The sequence below is a fragment of the Streptomyces sp. NBC_00454 genome (assembly GCF_041434015.1).
Classification (GTDB): domain Bacteria; phylum Actinomycetota; class Actinomycetes; order Streptomycetales; family Streptomycetaceae; genus Streptomyces.
In genome coordinates this window covers 1,438,682-1,455,981 of sequence record NZ_CP107907.1, presented here as the reverse complement: position 1 = coordinate 1,455,981, position 17,300 = coordinate 1,438,682, and the positions used below count along the sequence as shown (strand labels likewise).

Annotated in this window: 20 protein-coding genes; 12 read left to right on the top strand and 8 right to left on the bottom strand. The window is 72.9% G+C overall.

Annotation, left to right across the window (positions count from 1 at the left end; translation table 11 throughout):
• Window positions 1–7 precede the first annotated feature (7 nt).
• Window positions 8–904 (bottom strand): 3-hydroxybutyryl-CoA dehydrogenase, encoded by an 897-nt coding sequence (locus OHU74_RS06795; protein WP_371615057.1) that lies wholly within the window; start codon window positions 902–904, stop codon window positions 8–10.
• A 151-nt stretch (window positions 905–1,055) separates the two neighbouring features.
• Here OHU74_RS06795 and OHU74_RS06790 point away from each other — a divergent pair, with 151 nt between their 5' ends.
• Window positions 1,056–2,333 (top strand): glycoside hydrolase family 10 protein, encoded by a 1,278-nt coding sequence (locus tag OHU74_RS06790; protein ID WP_371615056.1) that lies wholly within the window; start codon window positions 1,056–1,058, stop codon window positions 2,331–2,333.
• A gap of 14 nt (window positions 2,334–2,347) precedes the next feature.
• Here the strand turns inward: OHU74_RS06790 and OHU74_RS06785 are convergent, their stop codons facing one another.
• Together OHU74_RS06785 and OHU74_RS06780 are read right to left on the bottom strand one after the other, a co-directional pair.
• Window positions 2,348–2,545, bottom strand: coding sequence for a DUF1918 domain-containing protein (locus OHU74_RS06785; protein WP_330295517.1), 198 nt, complete (start codon window positions 2,543–2,545; stop codon window positions 2,348–2,350).
• Window positions 2,546–2,603: 58 nt separating this feature from the next.
• On the bottom strand, window positions 2,604–3,566 hold the full coding sequence (locus OHU74_RS06780) for a DMT family transporter (protein WP_371615055.1): 963 nt from the start codon (window positions 3,564–3,566) through the stop codon (window positions 2,604–2,606).
• Here OHU74_RS06780 and OHU74_RS06775 point away from each other — a divergent pair.
• The 3 genes from OHU74_RS06775 to OHU74_RS06765 all read left to right on the top strand — a co-directional run bounded on the left by OHU74_RS06775 (window position 3,565) and on the right by OHU74_RS06765 (window position 6,462).
• Window positions 3,565–5,007 carry a PLP-dependent aminotransferase family protein gene (locus OHU74_RS06775; protein ID WP_371615054.1) on the top strand — a complete coding sequence of 481 codons (1,443 nt, stop codon included), beginning with the start codon at window positions 3,565–3,567 and terminating at the stop codon, window positions 5,005–5,007. The genes OHU74_RS06780 and OHU74_RS06775 overlap by 2 nt on opposite strands.
• Window positions 5,008–5,038: 31 nt before the next feature.
• Window positions 5,039–5,614 carry a histidine phosphatase family protein gene (locus OHU74_RS06770; protein ID WP_371615053.1) on the top strand — a complete coding sequence of 192 codons (576 nt, stop codon included), beginning with the start codon at window positions 5,039–5,041 and terminating at the stop codon, window positions 5,612–5,614.
• 80 nt (window positions 5,615–5,694) lie between these two features.
• Window positions 5,695–6,462 carry an N-acetyltransferase gene (locus OHU74_RS06765; protein WP_371615052.1) on the top strand — a complete coding sequence of 256 codons (768 nt, stop codon included), beginning with the start codon at window positions 5,695–5,697 and terminating at the stop codon, window positions 6,460–6,462.
• On the opposite strand, the gene OHU74_RS06760 is transcribed toward OHU74_RS06765, so the two are convergent.
• Complete coding sequence (locus OHU74_RS06760) at window positions 6,459–7,043, bottom strand: chitin binding peritrophin-A domain-containing protein (RefSeq protein WP_371615051.1); 585 nt, start codon at window positions 7,041–7,043, stop codon at window positions 6,459–6,461. The two genes, OHU74_RS06765 and OHU74_RS06760, sit on opposite strands and share 4 nt — an antisense overlap.
• Before the next feature lie 164 nt (window positions 7,044–7,207).
• Between OHU74_RS06760 and OHU74_RS06755 the strand changes: the two genes are divergently transcribed.
• On the top strand, window positions 7,208–7,633 hold the full coding sequence (locus OHU74_RS06755) for a hypothetical protein (RefSeq protein WP_371615050.1): 426 nt from the start codon (window positions 7,208–7,210) through the stop codon (window positions 7,631–7,633).
• 33 nt (window positions 7,634–7,666) lie between these two features.
• Here the strand turns inward: OHU74_RS06755 and OHU74_RS06750 are convergent, their stop codons facing one another.
• A complete protein-coding gene (locus tag OHU74_RS06750; RefSeq protein ID WP_371615049.1) occupies window positions 7,667–8,446 on the bottom strand; it encodes a LysR family substrate-binding domain-containing protein in 780 nt (259 codons plus the stop codon).
• Between the two features lie 58 nt (window positions 8,447–8,504).
• Between OHU74_RS06750 and OHU74_RS06745 the strand changes: the two genes are divergently transcribed.
• From OHU74_RS06745 to OHU74_RS06715, 7 genes are all read left to right on the top strand, one after another.
• Window positions 8,505–8,909 (top strand): DUF5997 family protein, encoded by a 405-nt coding sequence (locus tag OHU74_RS06745; protein WP_371615048.1) that lies wholly within the window; start codon window positions 8,505–8,507, stop codon window positions 8,907–8,909.
• Between the two features lie 91 nt (window positions 8,910–9,000).
• Window positions 9,001–9,438 carry a helix-turn-helix transcriptional regulator gene (locus OHU74_RS06740; protein ID WP_371615047.1) on the top strand — a complete coding sequence of 146 codons (438 nt, stop codon included), beginning with the start codon at window positions 9,001–9,003 and terminating at the stop codon, window positions 9,436–9,438.
• A gap of 125 nt (window positions 9,439–9,563) precedes the next feature.
• Window positions 9,564–10,592, top strand: coding sequence for an N-acetyl-gamma-glutamyl-phosphate reductase (gene argC, locus OHU74_RS06735; protein WP_371615046.1), 1,029 nt, complete (start codon window positions 9,564–9,566; stop codon window positions 10,590–10,592).
• Window positions 10,589–11,746, top strand: coding sequence for a bifunctional glutamate N-acetyltransferase/amino-acid acetyltransferase ArgJ (argJ, locus tag OHU74_RS06730; protein ID WP_371615045.1), 1,158 nt, complete (start codon window positions 10,589–10,591; stop codon window positions 11,744–11,746). The genes argC and argJ overlap by 4 nt, the downstream gene beginning before the upstream one ends.
• Entirely contained in the window at window positions 11,743–12,666 is a 924-nt protein-coding gene (gene argB, locus OHU74_RS06725) for an acetylglutamate kinase (RefSeq protein ID WP_371615044.1), read from the top strand. Before argJ ends, argB begins: the two co-directional genes overlap by 4 nt.
• Complete coding sequence (locus OHU74_RS06720; RefSeq protein ID WP_371615043.1) at window positions 12,663–13,862, top strand: acetylornithine transaminase; 1,200 nt, start codon at window positions 12,663–12,665, stop codon at window positions 13,860–13,862. Before argB ends, OHU74_RS06720 begins: the two co-directional genes overlap by 4 nt.
• A gap of 22 nt (window positions 13,863–13,884) precedes the next feature.
• Window positions 13,885–14,421, top strand: coding sequence for an arginine repressor (locus tag OHU74_RS06715; RefSeq protein ID WP_267761227.1), 537 nt, complete (start codon window positions 13,885–13,887; stop codon window positions 14,419–14,421).
• 21 nt (window positions 14,422–14,442) lie between these two features.
• Here the strand turns inward: OHU74_RS06715 and OHU74_RS06710 are convergent, their stop codons facing one another.
• From OHU74_RS06710 to OHU74_RS06700, 3 genes are read right to left on the bottom strand one after another with little or no spacing between them, the layout of a single operon-like run.
• Window positions 14,443–15,129, bottom strand: a complete 687-nt coding sequence (locus OHU74_RS06710; RefSeq protein ID WP_371619586.1) for a L,D-transpeptidase — start codon at window positions 15,127–15,129, stop codon at window positions 14,443–14,445.
• 36 nt (window positions 15,130–15,165) lie between these two features.
• A complete protein-coding gene (locus OHU74_RS06705; protein ID WP_371615042.1) occupies window positions 15,166–15,747 on the bottom strand; it encodes a pyridoxamine 5'-phosphate oxidase family protein in 582 nt (193 codons plus the stop codon).
• A gap of 42 nt (window positions 15,748–15,789) precedes the next feature.
• Window positions 15,790–17,295 carry a HEAT repeat domain-containing protein gene (locus tag OHU74_RS06700; RefSeq protein WP_371615041.1) on the bottom strand — a complete coding sequence of 502 codons (1,506 nt, stop codon included), beginning with the start codon at window positions 17,293–17,295 and terminating at the stop codon, window positions 15,790–15,792.
• Between the last annotated feature and the right edge of the window lie 5 nt (window positions 17,296–17,300).

Below are 17,300 nucleotides of genomic sequence, written 5' to 3'. Positions count from 1 at the left end.
GCGGCGGTCAGCCGTACGGGTAGAAGCCCGAGCCGGTCTTGCGGCCGAGGCGGCCGGCGTCGACCATCCGCTGGAGCAGCGGGGGAGCCGCGTACAGGGGCTCCTTGAACTCCGCGTACATCGAGTCGGCCACCGAGGCCACCGTGTCCAGACCGATGAGGTCCGCGAGCTTCAGCGGGCCCATCGGGTGGGCGCAGCCCAGCTCCATGCCGTTGTCGATGTCCTCGCGGCTCGCGATGCCGGACTCGAACATCCGGATCGCGGACAGCAGGTACGGGATGAGGAGCGCGTTGACGACGAAGCCGGAACGGTCCTGGGCGCGGATCGCGTGCTTGTTCAGCACGCCGCCGACCAGGGCCTCGGTCCGCTTGATGGTCTCGTCGCTGGTGGTCAGCGCCGGGATCAGCTCGACGAGCTGCTGCACCGGTGCCGGGTTGAAGAAGTGGATGCCGATGACCTGGTCGGGCCGCGAGGTCGCGACGGCCAGCTTGACCAGCGGGATCGAGGAGGTGTTGGAGGCGAGGATCGCGTCCGGGCGGGTGATCACCTGGTCGAGGACCTGGAAGATCTCCGTCTTGACCTGCTCGTTCTCGACGACCGCCTCGATGACGAGGTCGCGGTCGGCGAACTCGCCGAGGTCGGTGGTGAACGACAGGCGGGCCAGGGTCGCGTCCCGCTCCTCCTCGCTGATCTTGCCGCGTTCGGCGGCCCTCGTCAGCGAGGTGTGCAGGCGGGTCCGTCCGAGCTCCAGGGCCTCGCCGGTGGTCTCGGCGACCATCACCTCGAGACCGCTGCGGGCGAACACCTCCGCGATGCCCGCGCCCATCTGGCCACAGCCCACTACGCCGACGCGTGCGATGTCGTCTGGGAGGTCCGTCACATCGTGCCTTTCGCTGCTCTCCATCGCGGGTCCCCCGTACTCGTGCAGTGGTAACTGCGTTCCGGCGCCCGCCACGCCCCCCGACGTTACCCCCGTCCTTGCCCGGCGTGTCGGGCCGGGGCGGGCATGCTGGGCGGACACCAGGCAATGTCACGGAGCGGAACGGAGTCGTCACATGGCGCACATCGGGAGGCGGGGGATGCTGGCCGGCGCGGCGGGGGTGCTGGCGGCGGCGGCGACGGCCGCCCCGGCGAAAGCGGTACGGGGATCCGAGAGGGCCGCGGCGGCGCGGGAGCGGGGGGCGTCCGAGGCGCCCGAGGCGGAAAAGACCGAGTTCAGAGGGGTGTGGGCCGCCTCCGTGCAGAACGTGGACTGGCCCTCAGAGAGCGGACTGCCCGCCTCCGAACAGCGCGCCGAGCTGCTCCGCCTGCTCGACCGGGCCGTCGCCCGCCGCCTCAACGTGGTGATCCTCCAGGTCCGCCCGACCGCCGACGCGATGTGGCCCTCGGCGCGCGAGCCGTGGTCCCAGTGGCTGACCGGTGAGCAGGGAGTGGATCCCGGATGGGACCCGCTCGGCACCGCCGTCACCGAAGCGCACGCCCGGGGGCTCCGGCTGCACGCCTGGTTCAACCCGTACCGGGTGGCCAACCACACCGACCCGGGCCGGCTCGTTCCCGAGCACCCGGCCCGCCGCAACCGCGGCTGGACCGTCCCCTACGGCGGCAAGCTGTACTACAACCCCGGGCTGCCCGAGGTGCGCCGCTTCGTGCAGGACGCCATGCTCGACGCGGTCGCCCGCTACCCCCTCGACGGGGTCCACTGGGACGACTACTTCTACCCGTACCCCGTAGAGGGCCGCGATTTCGACGACGACGCCGCGTACGAGAAGTACGGCCGGTCCTTCGCCACCCGCGCCGACTGGCGCCGCCACAACACCGACACCCTGGTCCAGGAGATGTCCGGGCGGCTACGGGCGCTGCGGCCCAAGACGCGCTTCGGCATCAGCCCCTTCGCCATCTGGCGCAACTCCGACCGCGATCCGCTCGGTTCGCCGACGAAGGCGGGCGTGGCCACGTACGACGACCTGTACGCGGACACCCGCAAGTGGGTGCGCGAGGGCTGGATCGACTACATCGCACCGCAGGCCTACTGGCAGATCGGGCACCCGGCCGCCGACTACGCGGCCATCGTCCCCTGGTGGGCGCAGACCGTCGCGGGCACCCGCGTCCAGCTCTACGTGGGGGAGGCGCTCTACCGCTGCGACGCCGACAGCTCGACGGCGGCCTGGCGCGATCCGCGGGAGCTGTCGCGGCACCTGCGCTTCGCCGCCGGATACCCGGAGGTCCGCGGCCATGCCTACTTCTCGGCGAAGCAGGTGGACGCGGACCCCAACGGGGCGATGGCCAGGGTGGTGGCGGACCACTACCCGACGGTGGTGGCGCCGCCGTCCTGAATCACTGATCGCGGTCAGTGGTCGTGGTCGGCGGGGTGCTTCACGATGCAGTCGGGGCCGGGGGACATGACGGCCTCGTGCCCGTCCGTGAAGCGGACCCGGTAGGGAGGGGTGCCGTTCTCTCCCAGGACCTGGGTGATCTCTCCGACCTTGTCGTGCTGGCCCACGATCCTGCCGTGCTGAACCAGCTGGTCGCCCTCGGTCGCGCGCATAGCTGACCTCCTACGGTGGCGGTCCGATCCGGTGCTAGCAGTTTAGGTCGTTTCACCGCTATTTGGCCCGTTGGGTCACGGCGATGCAGACCAGCACCGCGCAGGCGGCGACGGGCGAGGCGGGGGACAGCTGTTCGCCGAGCAGCACCACCGACCACACCAGGGTCAGCAGCGGCTGCGCGAGCTGCAGCTGGCTCGCGCGGGCCGCGCCGATCTCGGCCATGCCCCGGTACCAGAGGTAGAGGCCGAGGAAGGCGGAGCCGACCGCGACCCAGACGAGCCCGACCAGCCCGTGCCAGGTGAGGTGGGCCGGTTCGTACGCGAGTCCGAGCGCGGAGCCGGCGATGCCGATCGGCAGGCACAGCACCAGCGCCCAGGCCGCCACCTGCCAGCCGGGCATCAGCCGGGCCAGGCGGCCGCCCTCGGTGTACCCGGCCGCGCACACCAGGAGGGCGGCGAAGAGCAGGCCGTCGCCGGCCGAGAGGGAGCCGCCGCTCTGGGACACGGTGAAGCCGAGGACCACGGTGGCCCCGGCCGCGGCCGCCACCCAGAACCTCCGCGAGGGCCGGGCCCCGGTGCGCAGCGAGGAGATCACCGCGGTGGTCAGCGGCAGCAGGCCGACCACGACGGCGGCGTGCGAGGTCGTGGAGGTCTGGAGCGCGAGGGTGGTGAGCAGCGGGAAGCCGATGACCGTGCCGCCGGCGACCACCGCGAGGCCCAGCCAGTGCGCGCGGTCGGGGAGCGCCACGCGCCCGGCCAGCAGACAGCCGGCGGCGACCAGGCCGGCGAGCAGGCAGCGCAGTCCGAAGAGGGACCAGGGGCCGAAGCTCTGCAGGCCCCAGGCGGTGCCGGGGAAGGTCAGCGAGAAAGTGACGACACCGGCCGAGGCGAGGACGGTGCCTCCGCCGAACCGGCTGCGGGGGGCCGCGTCCGTCGCCGGACCACTCGTCGCCGGGCTGCCGGTGGCCGGGGTCCGAACCGCTATCGCCTTGGGGAGAGTAGCGCTATTCTTTGCTGTCATGTACGAGCGTAGCAGTGTGGCGGAGCTGGCGGAATCCCTGCGGTCGGAGCTGAACCGCTACCCGTTGGGTGGAAAGCTCCCGTCCAGCCGGGCCCTTGTCGAGAGCTATCGCGTCAGTCCCGTCACCGTGACCCGGGCCCTGGCGCAGCTCGCCGCCGAGGGCCTCGTGGTCACCCGTCCCGGAGCCGGCGCCTTCCGCGCGCAGCCCCGTACGCAGGCGCCCGTGCCCGGGGACACTTCCTGGCAGGCCGTCGCGCTGAGCGCCGAGGGCGCGGGCGAAGTGGTCCCGCGCTCCGTCGACGCCTCCGGGGTGCTCGCCACCCTGACCGTGCCGCCGACCGGGGTCATCGAGCTCAACGGCGGCTACCTGCACCCCACCCTCCAGCCCGAGCGGGCCATGGCCGCCGCCCTCGCCCGCGCCGGACGGCGGCCCGGCGTGTGGGGGAGGCCTCCCGTGGAGGGGCTGGCGGAGCTGAGGGACTGGTTCGCGCGGGAGATCGGCGGACCGGCCGGGACCGTCGGCGCTGCGGACGTCCTGGTCACCGCGGGCGGGCAGAGCGCGCTGACCACCGCCCTGCGGGCGCTCGCCCCGCCCGGGGCGCCGATCCTCGTCGAATCCCCGACCTATCCGGGGCTGCTGGCCATCGCCCGGTCCTCCGGGTGCCGGCCCGTGCCGGTCCCGATGGACGCGGACGGGGTCCGGCCGGAGCTGCTGGCCGCCGCCTTCGAGGCGACGGGGGCGCGGGTGTTCGTATGCCAGCCGCTGTTCCAGAACCCGACCGGGGCGGTGCTGTCCGACGAGCGGCGCGCCGAGGTGCTGCGGATCGCGCGCGCCGCCGGGGCGTTCGTGGTGGAGGACGACTACGCGCGCTCCCTGGTCCACGAGGACTCAGGCCCGCTGCCCGCGACCCTGGCCTCCGAGGACACCGACGGGGTGGTCGTGCACGTCCGCTCGCTGACCAAGATCACCTCACCCAGCCTGCGGGTGGGCGCCCTGACCGCCCGCGGCCCGGTACGGGACCGGCTGCGCGCGATCCAGGTCGTGGACAGCTTCTTCGTGCCCCGGCCGCTCCAGGAAGCCGCCCTGGAACTGGTCGGCGCGCCCGCCTGGCCCCGCCACCTCAAGGCCCTGGCCGAGGAGTTGCGCCACCGGCGGGACACCCTGCTGGGGGCTCTGCGCCGGGAGCTGCCGGAGGTGGAGGTGCCCCACCCGCCGCGCGGGGGCTATCAGATGTGGGCCAGGACGGGCGGGGGCCTGGACGACGTCGCCTTCACGGCGGCCGCGCTGCGCGCCGGGGTGCAGGTCGCGCCCGGGCGGCCCTTCTTCTGCGCGGAACCGCCCGCTCCGTACGTCCGGATGAGCTTCGCCGGGGTGTCCGGCGCGGGCGAACTGACCGAGGCGGTCAGGCGGCTGCGGTCGGGGCTCGGTCCGGACGCTTGACCCCGTGGCGCATGCGGCTCACCATCGCCGCATGCATGTTCGGGTTTCGCTAGTCGCAGCAGCCCGTAGTAGCTCGCTGCTCGCAGAGCGCTTCGACGACGACCGCCCCATCGACGTGGACGGCTGGCGCGCGGTGGAGTCCGCCGCGCGTGGGCTCGTTCCGCTGGGATCGGCCGACCTCCGCTACTGTTCGCCGACCTCGCGCAGCCGGGCCACCGGCGCGGCCCTCGGGTACGCGCCGATGGCTCAGCCCGCGCTGCGCGAGTGCGACATGGGCCGCTGGCGGGGGCTGACCCTGGCGGAGGTGGCGGCCCGGGAGCCGGCCGCCGTGGACCTCTGGCTCGCGGACCCCCGGGCCGCTCCGCACGGCGGGGAGTCCCTGCTCGCCTTCATCGCCCGGATCGGCGGCTGGCTCGACAGCCGGCCGGCGGACGACGGGGGAGCGATCGTGGCGGTGGCGGAGCCCTCGGTGGTCCGGGCCGCGCTCGTCTACGCCCTGAACGTGCCCCCGTCGACCTACTGGAGCGTGGACGTCCGGCCCCTGTCCACGGTCACGCTGGCGGGCTGGCCGCGGCGCTGGCACCTCTCCCTCCAGGCGCCGGTGTAGACCGGTTGGGGAATCCGGTGGGGGAAACCGGTCGAGGAAATCGGTTGAGGCGCAGGTCAGTGGCGTTTTAGCCTGCGCGCATGGACGACAGCACGGACATCCGGATCACCACGCTCGCGGAGCGGCCCGAACTGACCGACGCCCTCTGGGGGATGGCGGACTCGTGGCCCGCCTTCTCCTCGCAGGACTCGATCGCCTGGCTGCTGTACCCGAGGATGGTGACGGAGCTCCCGGAGTACGTCTTCGTCGCGACCGACGGGGCCACCGGCGAGGTGGTCGCCAAGGCCTTCAGCGTGCCCTTCGCCCTCCATGTGGCGGGCCGGGACGGGCAGTTGCCGGCACAGGGCTGGGACCGGGTGCTGATGTGGGCCTTCTCGGACCTGCGGCGCGGAACCAAGCCCGACACGGTCAGCGCCATCGAGATCAGCGTCCGGCCGGACCGGCAGGGCCAGGGCCTGTCGGGGCGGATGCTCACCGCCATGCGGGAGAACGCCCGCGCGCACGGGTTCACGGAGGTCGTGGCCCCGGTCCGGCCCAGCGGGAAGCCCGCCGAGCCGGACGCCTCGATCCACGAGTACGCGTACCGCACCCGCGAGGACGGCCTGCCCCACGACCCGTGGCTACGGGTGCACGTGAGGGCGGGCGCCGTCATCGATTCGGTGGCCCCGCTGTCGATGACGGTCACCGGCTCGCTGGCGCAGTGGCGCGAGTGGACCGGCCTCCCCTTCGACGAGGCGGGCCCGGTCCGGGTACCCGGAGCCCTGAACCCGGTCCACTGCGATCCGCAGCAGGGCTACGCGGTCTACGTCGAGCCGAACGTCTGGGTCCGGCACGGGCTCGCGCCCTAGAGCAGCGAGACCGGGGCGGTGGCGGAGGAGCCGAGGTAGATCCCGCCGATGCCCGCGTAGTTCGCCCGGTAGCCGCGCAGGATCTCGTCCAGCGGGATCGTCAGCCGGGCCGGGGTGTCGCAGCGGGCGGCGCCGAACTGGTCGGTGACGGCGGTGCACAGGGTCCGGCCGCCGAGGGTGGTGAAGGTGACCGGTACGCCGTCGAGCCCGGCCGGCGCGTCCGCGATGCGCACGGTGGCGCTGAGGTTCTTGACGCCGAACAGCAGCCCGTTCAGCTTCGCCGGGCCGGCCGTCGCGGCCACCGCGGCGGTGGCCACGGCGGGTCGGACCCGCTCGGGGTCGTCGCAGAGCTGGCGCTCGGGGGCGTAGACCTGCCCGGTGGGGCAGGCCAGCACGGTGGCGATCCCGCCCCCGCACTGCACGTAGAACCGCTGGTCCGCCGCCCGCGGCAGCCGCCCGGTGACCCCGCCCGCGCACGAGCCCTCGGCGGTGGCCGCGGCGCCGGCGGGTACGACCCCCAGACCCAGGGCGAAGGCCGCCCCGGCGGCCAGTGCGGCGAGTCCCTTGACGATGCGTAACACCCTTGCCCCCAGATCACTCACTGTCACGAAATGAATACGAGGTGACTATAGGGGCGGGTGTGCGACGGGCGCAGTGCATTGCGGGGACTGTCCAGGCGTGCGAATGTCCGCTAGCTTGAACGCGTTCAATTCAAGGGGTGCGGAGGTGCGGGGTGGGCGCGGTCGTGTCGGACAGCGCGGTGGCACGCAAGGCGGGGGCCGCCCATCCGTGGCAGCGGGGGATCGCACTGGCGGCCCTGACCCTCCCGGCGCCGCCGGCCGTGATGTGGATGATCCAGGACGGCCGGTCCGCCCCCGTGCTGACCGTGGCCCTCCTGATGCTCGCGGTGCCGCCGGCCCTCCGCGCGAACCGGGCGTGGTTCATGACCGCTTGTCTGATCCTCGCGGTCGCACTGCTCGGGTACGCGTTCCTCGGCGTGATGGAGGGCGCGTTGATCTTCCTGCCCTCGGCGCTGCTCCTGCCGTGCGCCAACTTCGCCGACCCGCGGCAATACCGGACCCCGGCGACGGTCTTCCTCGTCCTCGCCGGAATCCTCTCGGTGCTGGCGGCGCTGGTCGGCTGGTGGGAACTCCTCTACCTGCTCGACTAGTGCCTGACGCGGCACTAGCGCCCGCGGGTCCGCCTAACGCCCGCGGGGCTTGCCGCGCTTGCCGGTGGACTTGGCCGTGGCCTTGCCGCCCTTGGGGGCGCCGGCGCGCGGGTTCCTGGCCGTCGGCTTGCCGCCCGACTTCGGGGCCGGCTTGCGCTGCGGCTTCGCCTTCTTCGGCTCGGGCTCCGGCTGGGTGCGGCCGCGGCCGCGGGAGCTGTTGACCGTCCGCCCGCGCACGATCCCGATGAACTCCTCCACCAGGTCGGGGGTCTCGTCCTCCTCGGGCCAGGACAGCGCGACGCGCGAGGCGGGGGCGTCGAGGAGGGTGCGGTACGTCAGGTCCTTGCGGTGGTGCAGACGTGCGAGCGACTGCGGTACGGCGAGCACCCCGATCCCCGCCGCCACCAGCTCGATCGCGTCGGCGGTGGTCTCGGGGCGCTGCAGTGCGGGCTTGCCCGGCAGCTGCTCCCATTCGAGGGTGTCGTCGAGCGGGTGGAGCACGATCTCGTCGGCCAGATCCTCGAGCGAGACCTCCTCGGCCGCCGCGACGAGGTGGTCCTTGGGGATCACGACGACCGTGGTCTCGGTGTAGAGCGGGATCGCGCTGAGGTCCGTGCGGTCGATCGGCAGCCGGACGAATCCGGCGTCGGCGCCGCGCTCCCGCAGCAGGGCGGGGGCTTCGGCGGGGGTGACCTGGATCAGGGTCAGCGGGACGTCGGGCAGCCGCTCCTTCCAGACCCGGACCCACTTGGTGGGCGTCACCCCGGGTACGTACGCGAGCTTGAACGTCGGGGGTGTCCGGGAGTCTGTCACCCGGCCAGATTACCGGCCGTGGTCGGAGGGGGCGCACACGCTCTATACCCTTGACACCATGACGTCGCAGCAGAACGCCCAGACCATGAAGCCCGCGACCGCGGCGAAGAAGCTGGGTGTGTACCTAGAGGCCACCCCCGCAGAGTTCCAGGAGGGTGTCGTCTCGCGCACCGAGCTGGCCGCCCTCCAGGCCGAGCCGCCCCAGTGGCTGCAGGACCTCCGGAACAACGGCCCGCACCCCCGTCCGGTGGTCGCGGCGAAGCTCGGGATCTCCATCTCCGGCCTGGCGCGCGGCGGTGTCACCGAGGCGCTCACCACCGAGCAGATCGAGGCGCTGAAGGAGGACATGCCCGAGTGGCTCGCCAAGGAGCGCGCCACCCAGGCCGATGTCCGCAAGGAGACCGTCCGCATCAAGCAGATGCAGGCCGAGAAGGCCGAGAAGGGCGCCAAGGGCGAGAAGTAGGCCCGATCCCGAGCCGGGCCCCGTGCGGGGCCCGGTTTTGCAGTACCGGACGGCTGCCGTCCGCCGTCCCCGGCGTGCCATGCTGGTGCACGTGATGCTTGAGGACCTGGTACGGCTGCGCCGTGCCCGCGATGCGATGGACCGCGATTACGCGAGCCCGCTGGACGTCACGGCACTGGCGGGCATCGCCCTCATGTCGCCGGGGCATTTCTCCCGCAGTTTCCGCACGGCCTTCGGCGAGACCCCGTACAGCTACCTGATGACCCGCCGCGTCGAGCGGGCGAAGGCGCTGCTGCGCCGGGGCGACCTGAGCGTCACCGAGGTCTGCTTCGAGGTGGGCTGTACCTCGCTGGGCTCGTTCAGCTCGCGCTTCACCGAGCTGGTCGGCGAGAGCCCCAGCGCCTACCGGGCCCGTTCCCACGAGGCCGGCGCCGCCCTCCCGGCCTGCGTGTCCAAGATCCTGACGCGCCCGGTGAGGAACCCCCGCCCGGGCGGCCCCGCAGCGGCCGGCCCCGACTTCGCGCCTTAGCGCGGGCGGCCCCGCTGCTCACCCCGGCGGAGCCGGCCACCTACGCCCTCGCGCGGCCGACCCCTGAACTCTTTGCATAAAACTGCGTAGGTACGTATAGTCATGCCATCGATGAGGAGGGTCCGATGGTGGTACGTGTAGCGGTGGCCGGTGCGAGTGGATATGCGGGCGGAGAGCTCCTGCGCCTGCTCCTGGCCCACCCCGAAGTCGAGATCGGCGCGCTGACCGGGAACTCCAACGCCGGGCAGCTGCTCGGTTCGCTCCAGCCGCACCTGGTGCCGCTGGCCGGCCGGACCCTGGAGGCGACCACGCCCGAGGCGCTCGCCGGGCACGATGTCGTCTTCCTGGCGCTGCCCCACGGGCAGTCCGCCGCCGTCGCCGCCCAGCTGGGCGAGGACGTCCTCGTCGTCGACATGGGCGCCGACCACCGGCTCAAGGACTCCGCCGACTGGGACAAGTTCTACGGCGCCCCGCACGCCGGGACCTGGCCCTACGGCCTCCCCGAGCTGCCGGGAGCCCGCACCGCGCTGGCGGGCAGCAAGCGCATCGCCGTGCCCGGGTGCTACCCGACGGCCGTCTCGCTCGCGCTCTTCCCCGCCTACGCCGCACAGCTCGCCGAGCCCGAAGCCGTGATCGTCGCCGCCACCGGCACCTCCGGGGCCGGCAAGGCGCTCAAGCCGCACCTGCTCGGCTCCGAGGTCATGGGCTCCATGAGCCCGTACGGGGTCGGCGGCGGCCACCGCCACACGCCCGAGATGGTGCAGAACCTCAGCCCCCTCGCCGGTGAGCGGGTCTCGGTGTCGTTCACGCCGATGCTGGCGCCCATGCCCCGCGGCATCCTCGCCACCTGCTCCGCCAAGGCACTCCCCGGCACCACCGCCGACGCGGTCCGCTCCGCGTACGAGAAGGCGTACGCCGACGAGCCCTTCGTGCACCTGCTGCCCGAGGGGCAGTGGCCGGCGACTGCGTCCGTCTACGGTTCCAACGCCGTTCACATCCAGGTCGCGTACGACGAAGCCGCCCAGCGGATCATCGCGATCAGCGCCATCGACAACCTCACCAAGGGCACTGCCGGCGGCGCTGTCCAGAGCATGAACATCGCCCTCGGTCTCCACGAGAGCCTGGGTCTTTCCACGATCGGAGTAGCACCGTGAGTGTCACGGCAGCACAGGGATTCACGGCAGCGGGCATTGCCGCCGGGATCAAGTCGAACGGCAACCCGGACCTCGCCCTCGTCGTCAACAACGGCCCGCGCCTGGCCGCCGCCGGCGTCTTCACCTCCAACCGTGTCAAGGCCGCACCCGTCCACTGGTCCGAGCAGGTGCTGCGGGGTGCCGCCGTCAGCGCGGTCGTCCTCAACTCCGGCGGGGCCAACGCCTGCACCGGCCCCAAGGGCTTCCAGGACACCCACGCCACCGCCGAGAAGGTCGCCGAGGCGCTGGGCGCCGGGGTCAACGCCGGCGAGGTCGCCGTCGCCTCCACCGGCCTGATCGGCGTACTGCTCCCCATGGACAAGCTGCTCCCCGGCATCGACACCGCGGCCGCCGCGCTCTCCGCTGATGGCGGCGAGGACGCCGCCATCGCCATCAAGACCACCGACACGGTGCACAAGACGGCCACGGTCTCCCAGGACGGCTGGACCGTCGGCGGCATGGCCAAGGGTGCGGGCATGCTCGCCCCGGGCCTGGCCACCATGCTCGTCGTCCTCACCACCGACGCCGACCTGGACAGCGCCACCCTCGACAAGGCGCTGCGCTCCGCGACCCGCACCACCTTCGACCGGGTCGACTCCGACGGCTGCATGTCCACCAACGACACCGTGCTGCTCCTGGCCTCGGGCGCGTCCGGCCAGGTGCCGGCCTACGAGGCGTTCGCGGAAGCCGTACGCACCGTCTGCGACGACCTGGCCCGCCAGCTGATCGGCGACGCCGAGGGCGCCAGCAAGGACATCCGCATCGAGGTCATCGGCGCGGCCACCGAGGACGACGCGGTCGAGGTCGGCCGGTCCATCGCCCGCAACAACCTGCTCAAGTGCGCCATCCACGGCGAGGACCCGAACTGGGGCCGCGTCCTGTCCGCGATCGGCACCACGAAGGCCGCCTTCGACCCGGACCGCCTCAATGTCGCCATCAACGACGTCTGGGTCTGCAAGAACGGCTCGGTCGGCGAGGACCGCGACCTGGTGAGCATGAAGGGCCGCGAGGTCCGCATCACCGCCGACCTGTCCACCGGCTCCGAGTCCGCTGTCATCTGGGCCAACGACCTGACGGCCGAGTACGTCCACGAGAACAGCGCGTACTCCTCATGAGCACTGCACGCAAGCACACCGCGCTGCCCAAGGCCCAGATCCTCATCGAGGCCCTGCCCTGGCTGACCCGCCACAACGGCAAGATCGTCGTCATCAAGTTCGGCGGCAACGCCATGATCGACGAGGACCTGAAGGCGGCCTTCGCCCAGGACGTGGTCTTCCTGCGCCAGGCCGGCCTCAAGCCGGTCGTCGTGCACGGCGGCGGCCCGCAGATCAACGCCCAGCTGGACAAGCAGGGCCTGGTCAGCGAGTTCAAGGCCGGTCTGCGCGTCACCACGCCGGAGGCGATGGACGTCGTACGGATGGTCCTGGCCGGGCAGGTCCAGCGCGAGCTGGTCGGGCTGCTCAACCAGCACGGGCCGCTCGCCGTCGGTATGACCGGCGAGGACGCCCACACCATCACCGCCACCAAGCACACCCCCGAGATCGACGGAGAGCTCGTCGACATCGGGCGGGTCGGCGAGATCACCGCCATCGACACCGGCGCGATCGAGGCCCTGCTGGCGGACGGCCGGATCCCGGTCATCTCCTCCATCGCGCGCAGCGCCGACGACCACCACGTGTACAACGTGAACGCCGACACCGCCGCCGCGGCCCTCGCCGCCGCACTCGGCGCCGAGACGCTGATGGTCCTCACCGACGTGGAGGGGCTCTACGCGGACTGGCCCAACAGCGACGAGGTCATCAGCCGGCTCACCGTCAGCGAGCTGGAGAAGCTGCTCCCCGAGCTGTCGAGCGGCATGGTCCCGAAGATGGAGGGCTGCCTGCACGCCGTCCGCAGTGGTGTGACCACCGCCAGGGTGATCGACGGCCGGGTCCAGCACTCGATCCTGCTGGAGATCTTCACGGACGAGGGAATCGGCACGATGGTCGTGCCCGACGCACTGGCAGTCGACACCCAGGGAGGGGACCCCGCATGACCGGCAACCAGGAATACGCGACCCGCTGGCAGGGCGCGCTGACCAACAACTACGGCACGCCCGCGCTGGCCCTCGTACGCGGCACCGGTGCCCAGGTGTGGGACGCGGACGGCAGGCAGTACACCGACTTCGTGGGCGGGATCGCGGTCAACGCCCTCGGCCACGCCCACCCGGCGATCGTCTCCGCCGTGACCGGGCAGATCTCCACACTCGGCCACGTCTCCAACCTCTACGCCTCAGAGCCGGTCCTCGCGCTCGGCGAGCGGCTGCTCCAGCTCTTCGGCCGCGAGGGCAAGGTCTTCTTCTGCAACTCCGGCGCCGAGGCCGTCGAAGCCGCCTTCAAGATCGGCCGGCTGACCGGGCGGACCCACATGGTCGCCACCGACGGCGGCTTCCACGGCCGCACCATGGGCGCCCTGGCGCTCACCGGCCAGCCCAAGAAGCAGGACCCCTTCCGCCCGCTGCCCGGGGACGTCACGCACGTCCCGTACGGCGATGTGGAGGCCCTGCGGGCCGCCGTCACCGAAGAGACCGCGCTCGTGATCATCGAGCCGATCCAGGGCGAGAACGGTGTGGTCGTACCGCCCGCCGGCTATCTGACGGCCGCCCGCGAGATCACCCGTGCCACCGGCACCCTGCTCGTCCTCGACGAGGTGCAGACCGGCATCGGCCGCTGCGGCCAGTGGTTCGAACACCAGGCCCACGAGGGCGTCGAGCCCGACCTCGTCACGCTCGCCAAGGGTCTCGGCGGCGGACTGCCGATCGGGGCGGTGGCCGCCTTCGGCCCGGCCGCCGACCTGCTCCAGCCCGGTCAGCACGGCACCACCTTCGGCGGCAACCCGATCGCGTGCGCCGCCGGCCTCGCCGTCGTCGACACCATCGCTGCCGAGGGGCTCCTCGGCCAGGTCAAGGAGCGCGGGGAGCGACTGCGGAGCGGAATCGAAGGATTCGCACACCCGCTCGTCTCGCATGTCCGCGGTGCGGGGCTTCTGCTGGGTATCGTGCTGACCGAGCCGCTCGCACCGCAGGTGCAGCGCGCGGCTCAGGACGTCGGCTTCCTGGTCAACGCGCCCGCCCCCGACGTCGTACGGCTCATGCCTCCGTACGTGCTCACCGAGGCCGAGGCGGACGCGTTCCTGCGGGCCCTGCCCGGCGTGCTGGACGCAGCGAAGTCCGCCGCGGACGTGGACGGATGATCAATCGGGGAATGGGACGACGATGAGTCAGGCGCAGGAACACGAATCGAACGGCCAGTCCGTTCCGCAGACTCGCACCGCCCGCCACCGCCGGATCGTGGACATCCTCAACCGGCAGCCGGTCCGCTCCCAGAGCCAGCTGGCCAAGCTGCTCGCCGACGACGGGCTGAGCGTCACCCAGGCGACGCTCAGCCGCGACCTCGACGAGCTCGGCGCGGTGAAGATCCGCAACACGGGCGGCGAGCTGATCTACGCGGTCCCCAGCGAGGGCGGCTTCCGCACCCCGCAGGCACCCCTCGGCGAGTCGGCGAAGGAGGAGCGCATGCGGCGCCTCTCCGGGGAACTGCTGATCTCGGCGGAGGCCTCCGCGAACCTCGTGGTCCTGCGCACCCCGCCGGGTGCGGCCCAGTTCCTCGCCTCGGCGATCGACCAGGCCGAGCTCCAGGCGATCCTCGGCACGATCGCGGGCGACGACACGCTGATGCTGATCAGCCGTGACCCGGCGGGCGGCCAGGCGCTGGCCGACCACCTGCTGCGGCTGGCCCAGAAGGAGAGCTGACGCGGAGCCCGCGCCGGGCCCTCAGTACCGGGTGACCGCCAGACGCCCGGACTCCGTGCCGATCGCGATGTGCGGGTGCCTGCGCGGGTTCGCCCAGCGCAGGATCTCCCGCATGGCGTCCTCCGGGACGGAGACGCAGCCGGCCGTGGCGCCCCTGCCGTTGACGTGCAGGAAGATGCCCGCGCCCCGGCCCCGTACCGGCCGGTCGTAGTTGAAGGCGATGACCAGCGCGTGCGCGTACTGCTGGGCGTACCCGGCCAGGTGCTCGGCCTCGCCCGGCGCGCAGTCCGCGGGCAGCGGCTCCACCCAGCGGTTGTAGCTGGCCGAGGCGTTGTCCTGGCACCACCAGGAGGCGGGGGTCACCCGCCGGTAGCCGACCTGTGTTCCGGCCGGGGCGTGCGCGATGCCGAAGGCGTACGGGAGCGCGTACAGGCCGGCCGGCGTGGTGTTCGTGCCCTGGGTGCGGGTCGCGCCCTCGGTCAGGCCGTTCGCCCCGAAGCGGGCCGGCGCGCTGCCGGCCTCGTACCAGCGCCCCGCCCGCCGGTCCCACCAGGTCACCCGTCCCGCCGTGGAGCCGGGTGCGGGGGCGACCGCCGTGATCAGCTGGCTGCCGCCGCCGGTGTCGGCGAGCAGGGCGGCCAGCGGCGGGCGTCCGTGTGGCGGATGGGCCTGCGGTGGATGGGCCTGCGGGAGCAGGCCGGTGACGATCAGTGAGGCGGCGAGAAGCGCGGTACGCAGCACATGTCAGACGGTACGGGGCGGAAGGGGCAGGGGCAGCGCAGGCAGGCCGTCGAGGCTCACCCCGACGAACTCCTTCTTCTCGCAGTACTCGTTGAACTCCTCGTCCGTCTTGCGGGCGAAGTGCTCCGCGTGGAGCGTGCGCTCGCCCTGGTACTCCATGAACGGGACGGCGTAGCCGCACACGTCCGCGATCCGCCGGGCCCTGACGAGGACGACGGCGCGCGCCGAGGGCCCGTCGGCCTCCCCGAACAGCTCGACCAGCCCCTCCCAGCGCGGGTCGTCCCGGAAGACGGCCTCGCCGTCGCCGTGGATGCGCACGATCTTCGGCGGCCCGGAGAACGCGCACCACATCAGCGTGATGCGGCCGTTCTCGCGGACGTGGGCGATGGTCTCGGCGCCGCTGCCGCCGAAGTCGAGGTACGCGAGGGTCCTCTCGTCGACGACGACGAGGGACCCGGCGCGGCCCTTGGGGGAGAGGTTGATGTGCCCGTCACCGGCCAGCGGGGCGGTCGCGGTGAAGAAGACCGGCTGCTGCTCGATGAACTCGCGCAGCCGGCCGTCGATGCGTTCGTAGAGCTTTCCCATGGCTGAAGTATCCGCCCCGGGCCCCGGGGCGGGCCTGGAGTTTCAGTCGGTGAGACCGAGCCGGGAGCGGCGCAGTGCCAGCTGGTAGTCGCTGAACAGGTGCGCCGACCGTGTGAGCAGCCCGCCGAGTTCGACCGGGTCCCCTTCGCTCGTGCGCAGGGTGGCCTGACAGTCCCAGAGGCACACGGTCTCCCGCGCCGTCTCGCGCAGCCCGGGATCGGAGTCCTCCAGCAGGGCCACCGAGGCCCGCAGCCGGGCCATCCCGCCCCGCTCGTACAGCAGCCGGAAGGCTGCCCGGCGCACGTGCGGGGGCCGTTCGGGGGCGATGCGCGCGGTGAGGTGGCCGGGGTCCAGCCGCCGGGCCGCCGGGAGCAGGCTCAGCGAGGCCTCGCGGGTCACCGACGCCGAGGGATCGTCGAGCAGGGGGACCAGCACCGCGTCCTCCACATGGCCGTTCATCCGGCGCAGCCCCGCCAGGGCGGCGGCCCGCACCGCGCCCTCGGGATGCTCCAGCAGGCCGCGCACCAGCGGCGCGTCGGGGCGCCCGGCGCATTCTGAGAAGCCGGTCACCGCGTACGGGGAGACGGGCTCGGGGCCTTCGAGCAGCGCGCGGTAGCGCGCGTACGGGTCCCCGCCGTCCTGTTTGACCAGCCAGCGCGCGCAGGCCCGTACCAGGCCGGACCGGTCGACGAGGTGCAGGGAGGCTTCCTCGGCCCGCCCGGCCCGGCGCAGCGCGGTGACCCCGGCGGCGCGGACCATCGGGATCCGGGCGCGGAGCAGGGTGTCGACGGCTTCGTCGTCCGGCCCGTCGGCGGCGAGCGCCGCGAGGGCCGCGTCGTTCCACAGCCGGGCCGCCAGCGGGTCCAGCTCCGCGGCTGCCCGCCGCGCGAGCTCCCGTACGCCGATCCCGTGCCCCGGGGCCACGGCCAGCCGGGCCGTGAACTGCCGGGTCGGCAGGTCGCGGCTCAGGTGCAGCCGGTCCATGACGGAGGTGCGCTGCGCGTCGGTCAGCGACTGGGGGCTCGATGTCGTCGAGAGCTGGTCGGGACGCCACCATGCGGCGAAGACGGAGTCCCGGCCGCTCAGGGCGGCCTCGAGCTGCTCCACCGCCCAGGCGCCGTGTTCGCGCCGACCCAGCCGCAGGACGAGCGGGGCGAGGCCGACGAGTGCGTCTTCGGGGTCCTTGCCAAGGGCTCCGCCGAGCACCTCCCGGGCGCGTTCGCGGACTGCCCGGGCCCAGTCGGTGCACCGGATCAGGACCAGCTCCAGCGGCGGGAACCGCCACGCTCCGAGCGCGGCCGCGCGGATCCGCCCGTCGGCGTGGCACAGCCGGGCCTCGACCCGGGTGCTCCGCAGGACCCCGTAGGCGGCGCGCTGCAGGATCCGCACCTCTTTGTCGAAGGCGATCCAGGCCCTTGGCCCGGTCCCGGTGTCGAGCCCGGCCCGGACCTCCGGCTCGGTCCAGGTGAGCCGGCCGCCGACGGCCGTGCCGTCCCCGCCCAGCAGAGCCGCCGCGGCGGCGCGCCCCTTCTCCGCTTCCTGTCCCATGTCCC